This window comes from Shewanella sp. SM69 (assembly GCF_025653985.1).
GTDB lineage: Bacteria > Pseudomonadota > Gammaproteobacteria > Enterobacterales > Shewanellaceae > Shewanella > Shewanella oncorhynchi.
In genome coordinates this window covers 143,783-159,612 of the sequence record NZ_JAKKRV010000005.1, presented here as the reverse complement: position 1 = coordinate 159,612, position 15,830 = coordinate 143,783, and the positions used below count along the sequence as shown (strand labels likewise).

General features: G+C 46.8%; 12 protein-coding genes. 5 read left to right on the top strand and 7 right to left on the bottom strand.

All coding sequences use genetic code 11. From position 1 onward, the window contains the following. Window positions 1–6 precede the first annotated feature (6 nt). A complete protein-coding gene (locus tag L5M37_RS09400; protein ID WP_263180822.1) occupies window positions 7–1,575 on the bottom strand; it encodes a methyl-accepting chemotaxis protein in 1,569 nt (522 codons plus the stop codon). A gap of 428 nt (window positions 1,576–2,003) precedes the next feature. Between L5M37_RS09400 and L5M37_RS09395 the strand changes: the two genes are divergently transcribed. The 5 genes from L5M37_RS09395 to L5M37_RS09375 all read left to right on the top strand — a co-directional run bounded on the left by L5M37_RS09395 (window position 2,004) and on the right by L5M37_RS09375 (window position 5,587). Next, a complete protein-coding gene (locus tag L5M37_RS09395) occupies window positions 2,004–2,378 on the top strand; it encodes a DUF3649 domain-containing protein (protein ID WP_212600001.1) in 375 nt (124 codons plus the stop codon). Between the two features lies 1 nt (window position 2,379). Next, the gene (locus L5M37_RS09390) at window positions 2,380–4,050 is read left to right on the top strand and encodes a PepSY-associated TM helix domain-containing protein (protein WP_263200237.1); all 1,671 of its coding nucleotides are present in this window, start codon (window positions 2,380–2,382) and stop codon (window positions 4,048–4,050) included. After that, window positions 4,047–4,397, top strand: coding sequence for a DUF3325 domain-containing protein (locus L5M37_RS09385; protein ID WP_198572115.1), 351 nt, complete (start codon window positions 4,047–4,049; stop codon window positions 4,395–4,397). Before L5M37_RS09390 ends, L5M37_RS09385 begins: the two co-directional genes overlap by 4 nt. Window positions 4,398–4,484: 87 nt before the next feature. Continuing rightward, on the top strand, window positions 4,485–4,922 hold the full coding sequence (locus L5M37_RS09380) for an OsmC family protein (RefSeq protein ID WP_131523019.1): 438 nt from the start codon (window positions 4,485–4,487) through the stop codon (window positions 4,920–4,922). Between the two features lie 224 nt (window positions 4,923–5,146). After that, the gene (locus L5M37_RS09375) at window positions 5,147–5,587 is read left to right on the top strand and encodes a hypothetical protein (protein ID WP_263200235.1); all 441 of its coding nucleotides are present in this window, start codon (window positions 5,147–5,149) and stop codon (window positions 5,585–5,587) included. A gap of 106 nt (window positions 5,588–5,693) precedes the next feature. On the opposite strand, the gene L5M37_RS09370 is transcribed toward L5M37_RS09375, so the two are convergent. The 6 genes from L5M37_RS09370 to thrA all read right to left on the bottom strand — a co-directional run bounded on the left by L5M37_RS09370 (window position 5,694) and on the right by thrA (window position 15,822). Beyond that, entirely contained in the window at window positions 5,694–8,978 is a 3,285-nt protein-coding gene (locus L5M37_RS09370; RefSeq protein WP_263200233.1) for a S41 family peptidase, read from the bottom strand. 346 nt (window positions 8,979–9,324) lie between these two features. Continuing rightward, window positions 9,325–10,182 (bottom strand): substrate-binding periplasmic protein, encoded by an 858-nt coding sequence (locus L5M37_RS09365; RefSeq protein ID WP_263200231.1) that lies wholly within the window; start codon window positions 10,180–10,182, stop codon window positions 9,325–9,327. A 280-nt stretch (window positions 10,183–10,462) separates the two neighbouring features. Then, window positions 10,463–10,756: a hypothetical protein gene (locus tag L5M37_RS09360; RefSeq protein WP_028760793.1), complete on the bottom strand. Its 294-nt coding sequence runs from the start codon at window positions 10,754–10,756 to the stop codon at window positions 10,463–10,465. A gap of 284 nt (window positions 10,757–11,040) precedes the next feature. After that, window positions 11,041–12,324 (bottom strand): threonine synthase, encoded by a 1,284-nt coding sequence (thrC, locus tag L5M37_RS09355; RefSeq protein WP_263200229.1) that lies wholly within the window; start codon window positions 12,322–12,324, stop codon window positions 11,041–11,043. A gap of 70 nt (window positions 12,325–12,394) precedes the next feature. Continuing rightward, window positions 12,395–13,357, bottom strand: coding sequence for a homoserine kinase (gene thrB, locus L5M37_RS09350; RefSeq protein WP_263200226.1), 963 nt, complete (start codon window positions 13,355–13,357; stop codon window positions 12,395–12,397). Beyond that, complete coding sequence (gene thrA, locus L5M37_RS09345; RefSeq protein WP_263200224.1) at window positions 13,354–15,822, bottom strand: bifunctional aspartate kinase/homoserine dehydrogenase I; 2,469 nt, start codon at window positions 15,820–15,822, stop codon at window positions 13,354–13,356. The genes thrB and thrA overlap by 4 nt, the downstream gene beginning before the upstream one ends. Window positions 15,823–15,830: the final 8 nt, after the last annotated feature.

The following is a 15,830-nucleotide window of genomic DNA, read 5'->3' as shown; positions in this document are numbered from 1 at the left end:
ATACGCTTAATATTTACGTTGAACACTCTGCTGCCAAAACTGTTGGGACAAATGATGCGTCTTGGTCGATAAACGCGACACTTGATCACCCCGCGCTGCCGCATCGAGCGTCTGCTCTAAACTCTGCTGAGCCAAGTCGCTGATCACATGGATAGCTCGGCTAATTTCTGCGGCCACCGAAGTCTGCTGCGTCATCGCCGCCGCATTATCATCACTCAAAGAATTAATTCGCGAAATAGATGAAAGCAACTCGCCAAAAGCCACACTCGCATCTTGCGCTAAGCTTACCGAACGTTTTACCTGCTCCTGCCCTGCCATCATGGTCGAGGTTGCCCTTTGAGTGCTTTCCCTAAAACGGCTAACAATTAACTCAATTTGCGAGGTGGATTGGCTAGTACGGCTCGATAACTGCCTGACCTCATCGGCCACCACGGCAAAACCACGACCACTCTCCCCAGCCCGCGCCGCTTCAATTGCCGCATTTAAGGCTAATAAGTTAGTTTGGTCGGCAATGGCACGTATGACTTCGAGCACTTGGTGAATCGCACTGCTATCTTGTTCAATAGCTTGTACAACATCGGAAAAGTGGCTCACTTGTACACTTAACTGATGTATCGCATCAATAACCGTTTCTAAACGTGAATGACCGCGTTGAGCCGCCTCATGGCTCGACACCATTTCCGAGGCAGTGCGATGAATGTTTCCCGTTACTTCAGCAAAACTGGCACTCATCTGCTCCATCGCAGTCGCAGCTTGCGTGGTTTGTTCACTCTGACTATCGGCATGCTCCCAAGTGTTTGTAATGGTTTGTTTAAGGCTGACACTTTGTGCTTGGATCTCACTGGCAGAATCAGCCATACGGCCAACAACGCCACCAATTTCAGTGATCAAAAAACGTAGGGCGAGGTCTAATTTACCGATCTCATCTTGGCGGCCGGTGTACACGCCCGTAGCGACGGGATCGTCAATAATGTTGGTTGCCATAGACACAAGCTTTTGCAGCGGCTGCATCAGGTAATACCATGCTAGGCACGCGAGGCTCATCCCTACCATCGCGGCAACTATGGGGGAATAACTGGCAATCATCGCCGTAGCCGTAATCGAAACCAACATGGCCAGCAGTATTTTGCCACTGAAACCTAACCTATCTTTACGCAATACTTTAGGTTGCTTGCCCTGATTAATATCACGGTAAATACTCTCAGCGGCTTTAATCTGCTCAGGGGTAGCTTGGCGACGAACAGATTGATACTCATGAACTTTACCATCTTCATACACAGGCGCGACGTAGGCATTCACCCAATAATAGCCGCCCGTTTTGGTGCGATTTTTAACTATCCCCATCCAAGGCTTGCCCTGCTTAATTCGCTCCCAGAGGATCTTAAATGCAGCCGCAGGCATATCTTGATGGCGCACTATGTTATGTGGATTCCCTTGCAACTCAGCAACACTAAACCCACTGATCTGCGAAAAGGTCTGATTCACATATTTAATGTTTCCCTTCAGATCCGTCGTTGATAGTAAAATCGCATTATCTGACAGGTGTGTTTCACCATTTGTAGAATTTTTATGCATAGGGTTATCAGGCTAGGTCTCGGTAAAAAAGATAACGCATTCTGCCAAAACCGTCGTCTATCAAAATTGATAAAGCTCACATTGGCAGCATAAAAATTAACCTAACGCTAAACAAGCAGTAACCACTAAACACATATCAACAAATAAAAACAAACAATTGTGACAGGGCGCTCGTTACGTTACATACGTTAAACTCGTCACCCTACACTCGCTAAAGCAGATCAGCTTAAGATCACAGATTCACATTCGAATCTAAATGATATCGTTTATCATTTGAATTAACTAAGTTATACTTCTCGCGGTTAGCTATCTACTGCTATAGAAATGCATTCGTCGTTAAGCCAAAAAGCTCAAGCACACTTTGCAGAATCAACAGTAACGGATAGCCATAACAGACCCATATTGGCTCGAAATGAGAAGTGGCACTTATGTCTAATACACCCGCGTTTGAAACCTCAACGCAATCTTCTACAACTCAAATGCGCTCGTTCTCGCTGATTTCGCGGGGAATTGTGCAATGGTTTAAGCAAGAGCAATCGCAGTTTGCCTTCAAAGTCTTTGCCCGTGCGAGTGCCGCTCTAGTGGCGGGTTATGTTGCGGCAGCAACCTTGGCTTGCCTGCTGACTTTAGTGCTACCTATGCCGCGCTTTGAAAGCACGATAACGGCCAATATGTTAGCTTTCCTGTTTTATGCCATTGCTATTATTTATGCCTTTTGTGTGCGCAAAACCTGGCATGCGTGGCGAGATTTAGGCTTAGTGAGTTTGTTATGTTTTGGATTGATCAAGGTATGTGGGCAATAAGATGAAAGAGACATTTTTTAGAACTTTATCTTGGCTACATACCTGGGCAGGCTTGCTGGTATGTTGGGTATTATTGTTGATCTTTTTTGCGGGTAGCTTGAGCTATTTTCGCCATGAGATCAGTCTTTGGAATGAACCCGAATTACACAAAGGGGTTTATCAAGACTACCAAGCCGATACCCTCGAAAACCAATTAGATAAAGGGCAAAGTTACATAGAAGCGCATTCGCCGGCAACAGCGCAGCGCTGGATGATAGGTTTTCCAACTGAACGAACCCCCTTTCAAAGCGTTAGCTGGCAACTGCCACCTGAAAAAGGTCAGCGTCGTGGCAAGACTGAAGAACATGTAGCCTTAGCAGATGGCAGCGGCATGATCTCTGAAGTGCGTGAGAGTCGCGGCGGTGATTTCTTCTATCGTCTGCACTTTGACTTGCACTATATGTCCGCTATTACAGCGCGTTATATCGTCGGCGTTTGCACTATGTTTATGCTGATCGCCCTTATCAGTGGCATAGTGATCCACAAACGGATCTTCAAAGATTTGTTCAGTTTTAGACGGGATAAAGGCGCTCGCTCTTGGCTAGACGCGCACAATGTGAGCTCTGTCATCGCCCTGCCCTACCATTTGATGATCACTTATACAGGGCTTATTACCCTAATGCTTATCTATATCCCATGGACGGTTAATACCGCCTATTCGGGTGATAACCAAGCTTTTTTAAAAGAACTTAATCCCGCCAGACAAACCGAGAAAGCCGCGGGGATTAGTGCGCCACAGGTGCAACTGAGCCAATTACTACCTCAAGTGAAAGCCGCATGGGGCGATGCGCCAATTAAGCAAGTGATAGTGTCATACCCTAAAGATCAAAATAGCCAAGTGACCTTTTACCAAAACACAGGTAAAGATGTGACCGATGAAGCCAATATTTTGATATTCAACGGGGTAAATGGTGAGCTTAAATATGCCAGCCCGCACGAAGCCTCTGGAGCCTCCGCGACTTACGATACTATGATGTCGCTGCACACGGCACGTTTTGCCGCACCGCTGCTAAGATTTTTATTCTTTTTCTGCGGTTTATTAGGCTGCGCTATGATCGCGACAGGCACTTTGATGTGGGCCATTCGTCTACGTCAAAAACAGCAAAAATTGATCGATAAAGGCGAGAAACCAAGCTTTGGATTACGTTTAGTTGAAGGGTTAAACTTCATGTTTATCTTAGGATTACCCTTAGGCACTGTAGCCTTCTTTTACGCCAATCGTCTCTTATCGACAAGTTTTGCAAGCCGCTCTGAATGGGAAGTTCACAGTTTCTTTATCGCGTTAGCGGCAATGGGAGTTTGGGCTTTCTTGGGTCGTTCACGTCGCCAGTGGCAAACCGCATTACGACTCACAGGGATTTTGTGCTGTGCGCTGCCTGTGCTCAATGCCTTCACATCACCAAGCAATATCATCGACAATATCCAATCCCATCAATGGGCTTTAGTCGGATTTGACGTGCTCGCAGTGCTACTTGGTGGCGCTATGCTATTTGCCAGTAAAAGAGTGACTTTGATTGCTAAGGCCCCCACTAAACGCCCAGAAAAAGCAAAAAATGCACATAGAAGCGAATCCCAAACATCCCTTGCCAGCGACCTTAGCTCGTCATCTTCATTGGAGGAAGCCAAATCATGATGCCAGAACTTATTCCCCTACTTGGGATCTTAGGTTTGAGTTATCTTTCCCTCGCCCTGTTTGCTTTAGCTAAATTTGGTCACTTCAAGGATGTGTTCAATCGTCCACCAGCACAATGGCAAAGTCGTTTGCTAACCTTGTTTGCTTGGTTACTACTGGCATTTAGCTTAAGTGCCTGCGCGAGCGATCAAGGCTGGGCCTACGGGAGCATTTTGTTTATGGGAATAATTTCCCTCGCGGCAATGCTGGTCATCCTAACGTTAAGCTACAGCCCGCGCCATTTACCGATAGGAATCGTCACTGGCAGCGTGCTCACTGGCACTCTATTACTGAGTGCTGGGATCTAATGTCCAGCTAACACTGACATGGCGATCATGGCTAAGTGAGCACCGCTAGGCTATAGTGCCCTGATGTCCTTCAGATAGGAGAAAATAATGGGCTTTAACTTAACGGTTAACTGGCAAACCTCGCCCGCCGAAGAAGGCGAATTTTGTCGAGACCACAGTATTACCTTTGGCAGCGGCCAGACGATTCAAGCCTCGTCGGCACCGGAATACAAAGGCAATGGGCAAAATGTCAATCCAGAGGAAAGCCTGTTGGCTGCATTATCCTCATGCCATATGTTGACCTTTCTAGCAATTGCACATCTTAAGCGCTTACCTGTAACCTCTTATGTGGATAATGCCACTGCAGAGCTAGGTAAAAACGATGCGGGCAAGTTGGCCGTGACAAAGATGGTGCTTAATCCTAAGGTCATTTTTGCTGAAGGGGTCGAAGTCAGCCAAGAAACCCTTGAGAAAATTCACGAGAAAGCACATGCAAATTGCTTTATCGCTAATAGTTTAGCAACAGATATTCAAATCAAGTTTTAGGATTTGAGCAGATCTTTATGGCCCGCTGATGGTTTTCTTAAGCGGGCTTTTTTATTGCCGCACCGTAACTTAATAGCTGTCTGAATCATTGCTATCATCGAATTATCCGCACCACCTAACCATCCACATAGTTTAACTTTTCACCATTATTCAGCTCAGGTCCAGCTTTTAAACAGTACGATAGAAGCCAATCTTAGCTTGGTATCATCTGTTGGAGTTAAAAGATGCACATTCAACCACTGCGAAATTCCCCGTCTGTCAGCCCACAAAAAAATGTCTCCACTGCTGAATTCACACAAGTTAACAATGCCGTTCAAACCAGCGCACCCGCGTCAACTGATACAGTAACGCTTTCTAACGATGCAAAACAATTGGCGGCGAATGCGCAAAAACCAGCAGAAATGCCAGCACTGAGGGATAACATAGAAACCTTAGTCGAATTGAAACACGCGAAGATGAAGTATCAAGTGATCGCCGACATGACCAATTTAGCGACAGGAACTAGCCAAGGGATTTCAGCGCCAACGGCCTATTATCTAAGCCATAACGAAGACGCGAGAGCAATGACAGTTAATCACCTTGCCCAACAACAGCAAGTGAACACTATGCAAACCTATGCGGAAACAAGTAAAAATGGGAATAGAAGTATTAATGAATGGGCATAAAAATGGGTGTTGTCTCGGGAACCAAGAGACAACACCCTAACTTTGTACGCGGACATGCTAGCCGAGATACCTTAAATTTCGGTTAAATACTGAATTTAAATATCAATTACTTAGCTTTAATATCCTGTGCCATACCTTTTACAGGCAAAGGTTGCACTTTTAAGGCTGGGATTGGCTGTTTAACCAACTCATCCTTTAAATAACTTATTGCAGTTTCAAGCTGCGCATCTTTTCCATTAAAGGTAGCAAAAGGTAAGTTATCGACTTCAATATCCGGCGTTACGCCATGGCCTTCAAGCACCCAGCGGCCATCCATTGCATACTGTGGATACTCCGCCACCCGCGCCATCCCTTTATCGGTCAACGCATTTCGCCCAGATAACCACACACCCGCACCTGCCGTTTGCTTACCAATTAAGGGCGCAATACCGAGTGCTTTAATCCCTGCGGAGAAGGTTTCGCCGTCGGAATAGGTCAGTTCATCGGTTAACACCACTAAATGACCGCGGAAGGTTTGTTGCATATTGGTGTTTGGCGTGCCGTGGGTCGGTTGCCAAAACGCCCAAGCGCGGCGTAGTAACTTCTCGATAATCCAACTGTCAATATTGCCACCGCGGTTACGGCGAACATCGATAATCAAACCCTCTTTATCGTAGTTGGCATAAAACTCACGGGCGAAACTTTCAATATCACCACCGCCCATGGCATATAAGTGCAAATAACCCATCTTGCCCTGACTTGCATCCTCGACCACAGCCGCGTTATAGCTCACCCAATCTAAGTAACGTAATTGACTGTCCACCACAGCGCTAACGGGCATGACGATGGTTTTATGGGTTTGGCTACCACGCTTAAGCTGTAGTAATACTTGCTTATCCAGTTGATTGCGCAGAAGACGCGTGACGTCGGCCACATTCACCACTGGCGTGCCATTAATAGCCAACAGCATATCGCCTTCTTTAGCATCGACTTCGATACGATTTAACGGTGAAGCATTAGCCGGTAACTCAGGATCGTTACTGTAAATGTGCGCGATTTTAACGCCATCTGCAGTTTGTTGTAGGCGCGCGCCAAGGCTTGCCGCTTTAGCCGCATCGGGATCTTTAGGCAAATCACCACCGCGCACTTGTGAGTGCAAAGAATCTAACTCGCCCATCATTTGCATGAAGATGTCATTCAGTTCGTTACGATCGGTCAGGCGGTCGAGCAAAGGCTGATACTTAGCCTTAGTGGCTTGCCAATCGAGGCCGCGCATTTTCTTGTCGAAGAAAGATTCTCGGTGCATCAACCAAGCATCTTCAAACATTTGTTGCCATTCAAGCTGGGGATAAATCGCTAACTGCCATTGTTCCGTTTGCACTTTGGCATTATCCGTATCACCTAATTTATCACCGCCGTCCACAATCAGGAGTGATTTATCATTACTGTGCTTGCGTAGCATCAGCTTCTTACCATCGGCAGAAACCTCATATTGGCCAATGTCCTCGGCAAAAACCTCGGCTTTGGGGCTTAATCGGTCAAATTTGATGGTCATTAAATTAGGTGCGACATCGTCGCCAATAGCTTGATCTAACAAATAAAGTCTATCATCGACGACGCGCAGCTTACTGTAATTGCCTGAATCGACAGGCACTTGCCATAAACGCTGAGAGATCCCCGCCCAATCGATTTTCACTGGACTCGGTTTATCCTTAGCATCGGTTTTTTCAACTTGATTCGATTCGAGTTCATTGGGTTTACTAAAGGGAAATTTGGCATTTTTGACCAGTGCGATGGCAAAAATTTGGCTGCGTTTATCAAACACAGGGCCCATGTTTCTATCGCCCCAAGGTGAACTTGGTGTTGCGCTGAATTGGCGGTTTGACAGGAAATATAGCCACTGGCCGTCACTGCTAAAGGTTGGCGAATAGGACTCGTATTTGTCGCTGGTGAGCGTCTCGGCCTTATTTTCATCCACAGAATACAGAACGATTTGCGGACGTTGTTTACCGATTTCCGACTTAGTGAATGCAATAAAACGGCTGTCACCGGACCAGCGGATATCGGCGTAAGGCCCAAGTCCCTCGCCGTTAGTGATGATTTTTTGATTGGTATTTTTCTTTAAGTCGAGCAGCCAAACGTTACCATCGTTATCGTCATGGGCGATAAATCGACCGTCACTGGACAAATTAAGACTCATTCTTAAAGTATGACTGTCTTTGGTTAACTGTTTAGCGCCACTGCTGCCATCAGCAGGGAATTGCCAAATTTCCTGCTGACCTGTCATGTCGCTAATCGCATAAACCGACTTGCCATCTTGGCTCAACACAGCTTCCCTTACGCGATAAGTTCCCGGCAGTGCAACTTGAACTAAACGCGAGCCATCAATACCCGCGATCGCCACGTGGCTGCGGGCGGTGATCACTACTTTATCGCCAGCGGGGGCCAAATTAGTTGAAGAAGCGTAATCCATAGGATCTTTTACCCAATGCTCACGGCGCTCGGCAAAATCGGAAATGAGTTCAATATTGAGTAACGAGTCTTTAGCGGCCGCAATATCAAACACATGGATGTCCGCACCTAACTGGAATACCACTTTGCCTTGGTCCATCCGCGCACCGCGGACTTGCCAATCTTTAAATTGAGTCAACTGTTTTGCACCTGAACCATCGAGCGCACTCGACCAGAGGTTGTCGCTGCCATCGCTGTCGCTAATAAAATAGAGTCTGTCCTGCCATAGCATAGGTTGGCGCACTGAGCCGTCGTGTTGGCCGCTGAGCAACTGTGCTTCGGTTTTGCTGCCGAGTTTAAAGCGCCATAATTCACCTTTTGCACCGCCACGGTACACTTTGGCATTATCGCCAGTCACTTGCAGACCAAAGCGGGTGAAGTACACGTATTCGTTGCGATCATCAATCACACCTTCAACTGCATCGGCTAAGGGTAAATCTGTGGTGGTGAGGGTTTGAGGATCGACGCTGCGCAGCATCCAATTATTAGCAGGACCAAAGCCCGTGTCGGTGGAATATAAAATCTCACCTTTGGCAGTCCAGCCCTGAACTCGTACACGGCTATTCTCAAAACTCACCCGTTTAGCCACACCGCCCGTAATGGGGATCACATACACTTCGCTCGCGCCTTCATAGTTGGCAACATAAGCAACCCACTTACCGTCGGCCGAAATAGTCGCCCCTAGCTCTTCCGCAGGTAAACTCGTTAAGCGAGTAGCCGCTTTTTGACCTAAGGTCTGAGTCCATAAATCCCCTTCTGCAGTAAAGACTAAGGTTTGATCGTGCAACGCGGGCGCACGGTAATAACCTTGATTGCTCACCGCATCGGCAGCGATGGTTTGGAACGCTGTTAATGTGCCTAGGGCAAGCATACAGCAGGCGACAGAATGGCGAAGTTTCATGTATGACCTCTATCCTATTGTTATTTTTAGCAATAGACTCTTTACTACGAGATTTTGCTAGCAGATTTAGCGAAGAAATTCTTGCCATGGGCTTTTGTAAAAAACCACAATCAAGTCCAAAGCATGACAATTGAGCCCAACAAGCTAGCAGAATTTGATAGAGAGTTCAGTAACTTCGAGTCAGAGAAGTTTTAGCAAATGTGTCACATCTTAAATCGCGGAGGAACAACTGAATAAAAGACAGGATTCATTAGAGGAAAACATCAAAGATCATAGCGTTACCATATTGCACTAGGATAAAAATATACCAGAGTCGGACATGAGTGGCTAACGTGAATGGCTAATGTTAAGGGCTGACATACAGCGTCTTTAGCGGACTGTTTAGGCGGCTCATATTAGACTGTTTCGCCAGTGTCATTTGTTGCCATTTATTGATCACTCGTGCAATTTCACCGTTATCCATCAAGGCCTTAATAGCATGATTAAACTGCTCTAACTGGCTTGGCGTCATACTCGCTTTGCTGAACATTAAATGAATATGGTTTTGATCTAACACTAACTTAAGTGGCACTAGCTTGATGCGTTGATGCTGGCTGGCGATATAGGGCATAGCTAAGGTATCTCCGACTATCATATCTCCTCTACCGTAGATAAGCATTTGCACAGACTTATCTGAGTCTGGACTTAATACTAACAAGTGCTCCTGCTCTAATCGATATTGAGATTCTTGATAATCTGCACCATACCAACCGCTAGAAGGGACAAGTAGACGCAATTTTTGGGTAAAAATGTCCTCCCATTTATCGATATTAATCTGATCTTTTTGCTCATCGAGTACAAATAAGCGCAGCTCTTCATCCCGGTAATAGGTTGAAAAAAGAGCATAGTTTTGACGTTCATCCGTCGTAGTCGCTCCCATCAACACATCTAACTGTCCTGCTCGCAACATCTGATGCGAGCGCTTAGCGGGCACATTAATAAAATGAACTTCACAACCAAGATACACGGCAAATGCCCGCATCAGATCCACATCTAAGCCTTGTGCTTCTCCTTGAGGATCTTGCCAAGCATAGGGAGGCCAATCGTTGTAACCGACTTTAATCGTGTTCTTACAAGGTAAAGGACTATTGACCTGCGACGCACTTACAGCGGGCAAGACTAAAAAAAGCAGCAATAAGACAGGAACGTATTTAAACCATGGCATAGGCTAAGTTACTTGCCTCTTAAGTTGACGATCCTCTCTTGATTAAGATGAAGTATAACGATTCAGCGTCAGACTTCCGCGAGGGGGTTCTACCTCAGTAAGCGTAGTTGTCACTTAGATAGTGCGCCATAAACACCGGCGAGATCACAGTAATTAGCCTAAAAAAGGGCGAGGAATTATAACAAAAAAGCACAACAGCCAAGAGTGAGATCTAAACGACTCACTATGCTGCGATAAAGGCTAAGCCTGAACGCAGGAGATAAAATAAAGTTTTATAAATTTAAATCAGACACTTATAAATAATAGCAACAACTTTAGTGGGATCCCCCATATCGACTTGTAACCAAACTATGTGTGTCCCCCCCAATTCCTCACCCTGAGCCGTGGCGGACTCTTTAGCTTCATCAAGCCGGTTTTCATGGCGGCTCACCCCAGTGACTAAAGCAAAACTATCGCAGTGGGTGACTTCAAAATCGTAGGCCACGTTAATGCGACGATATAGTTCATGCTGCTTGGTCGCACATCCAGATATTAAAACGCAAAAACATGTACTTAACAGAAAAAATTTAGACAAATCAATTAACCCACAGATTAAACACGCGGGTGAACATAACTAATTGCAACCGATAAAATTGTGAACAATGTCACATATAAGAAACCAAGGATAATACAGAAAGTTACAAATATTAATTAAATATCATGTAGTTAACTAAGGGTTGTTTTATGTTCACTGGTAACACAAGCTCATCAATTCCCCACCATAAAACTCACACTTGTAAAAAAAGGGAGCCAAGCTCCCTTCCTGCTTTTACGCCATGTTATTCCACTGCTAGGCAGACATCAGTAGGGCTAAAGCCCTTAAGCTAATATTTTGAATAAATGCACTTTTAATGCAGCAAAATCTGCCGCTAATTCCGCGGATAAGATGGGCTTACTCGCAACAGCTTCAAGCTCAGGCGGCAAGGGTAAGTTAAGCGTTAATTCTCTATCCACAACATCCTTAAATTTAGCGGGATGCGCCGTCCCCAAGAATATGCCCACTTCATCGGGCACTAAAGTTAAAGATAAGGCCTTAGCCGCAATCGCCGCGTGGGGCTCAGACACATAACCTTGAGCGTGTAACTCGGCCAGCGCCTGTGACGTTTGTTCCTCCGATAAGCGAATACCCACTAAGCTACTCAGTGGCCAGCCTAATTTCTCACAAATGGCTTCCACACGCGGCCAGTTGCTGGGCTCACTCACATCCATGGCATTGGACATAGTCGCTTGAGTCGGATTGGGCTGCCATTGGCCATTGTCTAAATAACGCGGCACAGTATCGTTGGCATTGGTCGCGGCAATAAAGCGTTTAACCGGTAATCCCATCGCTTTAGCGAATAAACCTGCGGTGAGGTTGCCAAAGTTACCACTTGGCACTGAAATCACAGGATCGGCTTCATGCCGTTGTTTAGACTGGGCAACCGCTTCAAAGTAATAGCAAATTTGCGCGAGTAACCGGCTGATGTTGATAGAATTTGCCGAGTTTAAGCTCAGCCCATCGCGGACTTCGGGATCATCAAAGGCGCGCTTAACCAGATCTTGGCAGGCATCGAAATCGGACGAGACGGCAACTGTATGGATATTTTTGCCCAACGTAGTGAACATCTTTTCCTGCAGATCACTGATCTTACCCTTGGGATAGAGCACCACCACATTGACTTTCTCAAGCCCATAGAAGGCATCGGCAACCGCTGCGCCAGTGTCGCCCGAGGTCGCAGTCAAAATGGTTAAACGCGTGTCACCCACAAAGGCATTGACACATTGCGCCATAAAACGCGCCCCAAAATCTTTAAACGCCAGTGTTGGACCGTGGAACAATTCGAGGCAGGCACGCTGCTCATCGACGGCAACCAAAGGTAAATCGAAGTTAAAGGCACGCTCAACTAATTCATCGACCGCATCTTGGCCTAACTCAGAGGCAAGCCATGCGCCGAGTACTTTTTTACTGCGCTCAACGAATGGTAACGCCAGCAGCCCTTCAATATCGTCTAATACGGGTATTTGACTAGGAAAGAACAAACCTCTGTCTTTACCTAACCCCAGCTGTACCGCCTCTTTAAAGCTCACTTTCTGCGAAGGGTGTTTTAAATTATATAGTTCCATGCTCACTCAACCTTTTGATGCTAAACCTTAAATGCTAATTTGGGGTACTTAGTCTTAGCTAAATTAACTATTAATCGACTCTACGCGTACCTTGCTCATCGAGGCGACACACGTGGGCAAAGCCACCCACCTCGGTGAGATAATGCGCCTCTAACCAGGCTTTAGCAGTATTTGCCGTGGCTAAATCATCGGTAATCGAAAACAGCGTTGGGCCGCTGCCCGAAATCCCCGTCGTCAACATGCCTAAATCGGCTAAAGCGGCTCTGGCCTTGTCGTAACCCGGGATCGCGGCGGCGCGATAGGGCTCGGCTAACACATCCTTTAATACGCTGATCGCAAGCTTGGCATTCTGCTGGTAAGACGCATGAACAAAGGCGCTTAAATAACGGCCAAAATCGATAGTGACACTTTTATCATATTGATCTGGCATGAGTTTGCGCATCATTGCCGTTGAAAGTGAAATTCCTGGATAGGCCACAACCCAATACCATTCTTTAAAGCTGGGTATCGCTTCGCATACAGTGCCTAGCACATTGAGCATCAATTGCATGCCGCCCAAATAACAAGGGGCGACGTTGTCATAGTGCACACTGCCGCTGATCTTACCTTCAAACTCGCCCATCAGTTCCAGCAGGGCTTGCTCGTTATAGGGTCTATCAAAATGTTCATTTAAGGCATATAACGCCGCCACGACTGAACTTGCACTCGAACCTAAACCACTGCCAACGGGTAGGTTCTTTTCCAGTGTCAGCGCTACGCCTTCATCTGCTTTACCAAGCGCTTCTAAATACTCCTTACTCAGGGCGGTTAAGAAGAATTCGGCACATTGGTACACTATATTATCTTGCGGATTTTCAGGCAGTTTATGGGCCCAAGCACCAGTCAGCACCAGACTCACACCCGACTCTGCCGCCGCGATAGTCACTCTGTCGCCGAGTAAACTGCCATCAATCGGCGCCAAAGCGGCGCCCAGTAAATCAAATCCGACTCCCACGTTACCCATAGAGGCTGGAGCGTAAACAGTCAAACTCATACACTCACCTCACGAGTCCAATTCAAGGTTCTTAATACATCGGCAAAGGCACCAGCAGCGGTCACTTCAGTCCCTGCGCCATAGCCGCGTAGCACAAAGGGAATGGGCTGATAATAGCGGCTATAGAACGCCAAGGCATTTTCACCGCCTTTAACGCTATAAAGCGGATCCAGTGCATCCACTTCGGCGATACGCACACGGCACACACCATCCTCAATTTGCCCAACATAACGCAGCACTTTACCTTGGGCTTTGGCCTGCGCCACTTTTGCGGCAATTGCAGCATCAACTTGCGGTAATCGTGCCATAAAGCTTTCAACATCACCTGAATCATCAAACTCGGCTGGCAATACAGATTCAACCTGCACATCACTGAGCTCTAACTTTAGTCCCACTTCACGGGCAAGAATGAGCACTTTACGCGCCACATCCATACCACTCAAATCATCACGGGGATCAGGCTCAGTAAAACATTTTTCCCGCGCAAGACCAGTTGCTTCAGAAAGTGTCATGCCTTCATCGAGCATGCCGAAGATAAAGGATAAAGAGCCCGATAAAATACCGTTAAACTTATGCAGTTTGTCACCCGCAAATAACAGTTTTTTCAGGTTATCGATCACAGGTAAACCCGCACCGACTGTGGTTTCGTATAAGAATTGGCGACGCTGTTTTAATGCCGTTTGGCGCAGTGCTTGATAATAAGCATAATCGCGAGTGTTCGACTTTTTGTTCGGCGTGACAACATGCAAACCTGAGTTCATCACATCCAAATACAGATCCGATACTTGCTCGCTCGAGGTGCAATCCACCAGCACTGGATTAAGCAATTGTTGCTCTTTTGCCCATGCGAGTAATGCTGGGATATCACAAGCTTGCTGGCTATCGGCAAGCAAGCTAGACCAGTTGCTTAAATCGATGCCTGCGCTGTCGAGTAACATCTTGTTCGAATTCACTATGCCGCATACACGGATACTGATGTGCTGCTCTTTGAGCATGGCAGACTGTTGTTTTATCTGCTCGAGCAGGCCAGCCCCCACATTGCCGCAACCCACTAAAAACACATCTAAATACTGCTGCACATCGAAAAAGCCTTGATGACAAGCCGCCACCGCATGCTTAGTCTTACGCTGCTCAATCACCGTCGAAATAGACCGTTCGGACGAACCTTGCGCGATGGCGATAATGTTCACGCTCGCCTGTGCTAACGCTTGGAAGAAACGCGCCGCTACCCCTTTATGGGTGCGCATACCATCACCAATCAATGACACAATTGCCAGCTCATGACGCATAGCAATAGGTTCAAGCAAGTCACTTTTTATTTCTAATTCAAACTCTTGCTCTAAGGCCCATTTCACTTTGGCCGAGTCAGACGTCGCCACACAGAAGCTAATACTGTATTCAGAGGAGCTTTGGGTGATTAAAGACACAGACACGCCGCTGCGGGAAATCGCAGCTAAAGTACGGCTCGCCATGCCAACCATGCCTTTCATGCCTGGGCCTGAAATATCGAACATGGTCTGGTTATCTAAATTGGAGATAGCTTTAACCTGTAAGCCGGTTTCATCGGCTTGGTTTGATACCAGAGTGCCGGGCGCATCGGGGTTAAAACTGTTTTTGATATAACAGGGAATATGGAACTGGGCGATAGGCGCAATCGTCTTAGGATGCAGCACCTTAGCGCCAAAATAGGAGAGTTCCATCGCCTCTTGATAGCTGAGTTGTGACAACAACTTAGCATCGGCAACCACACGGGGATCGGTATTATAAACACCGTCAACATCGGTCCAGATTTCACAGCTCGACGCATCTAAACAGGCGGCGAGCACGGCAGCAGAATAGTCAGAACCATTACGGCCTAACGTCACCACTTTGCCCTGTTCGTCGGCGGCGGTGAATCCCGGCATTACCCATACGCGCTTTTCACCTAATGCCAACGCACGAAACCTTGGCTTACTCACAGCGATATCGACCACGGATTCTAACGGCCGACCACGACCTAGAAACAAGGCGCGCGGATCGAGTTGAGCAGACGTGATCCCCTTAGATAGCATCACTTGTTCCATCAAGGCAGCAGATAAACGCTCACCTGCCACCACGATTTCAGCACGTATGCCATCGGGACACTCTTGCAGTAAGCTAATGCCACGTAATCTATCCTGCCAAATCACCAGCTGCGCATTAAGTCCAGAAAAGAGCTGTTCACTCTGCTCACTCGACAACATTGAAGTAACAGCATCTTGGTATAGCGAGGTAAATACCCGCTCAACATGCTGCAGCACAGACGAATAATCTTCACCTTTAACGGCTACATCAACCATTTCTAGTAACGCATTTGTCACAGTCGCCGGGGCCGATAGCACAGTCGCTATGGGTTCAAGCTTAGATGACTTAGCAACGATATCCGCCGCCATCGAGAATCGCTGCCAATTTGCAAGCGAGGTACCACCAAATTTCATTACTTTCATCTTGTTCT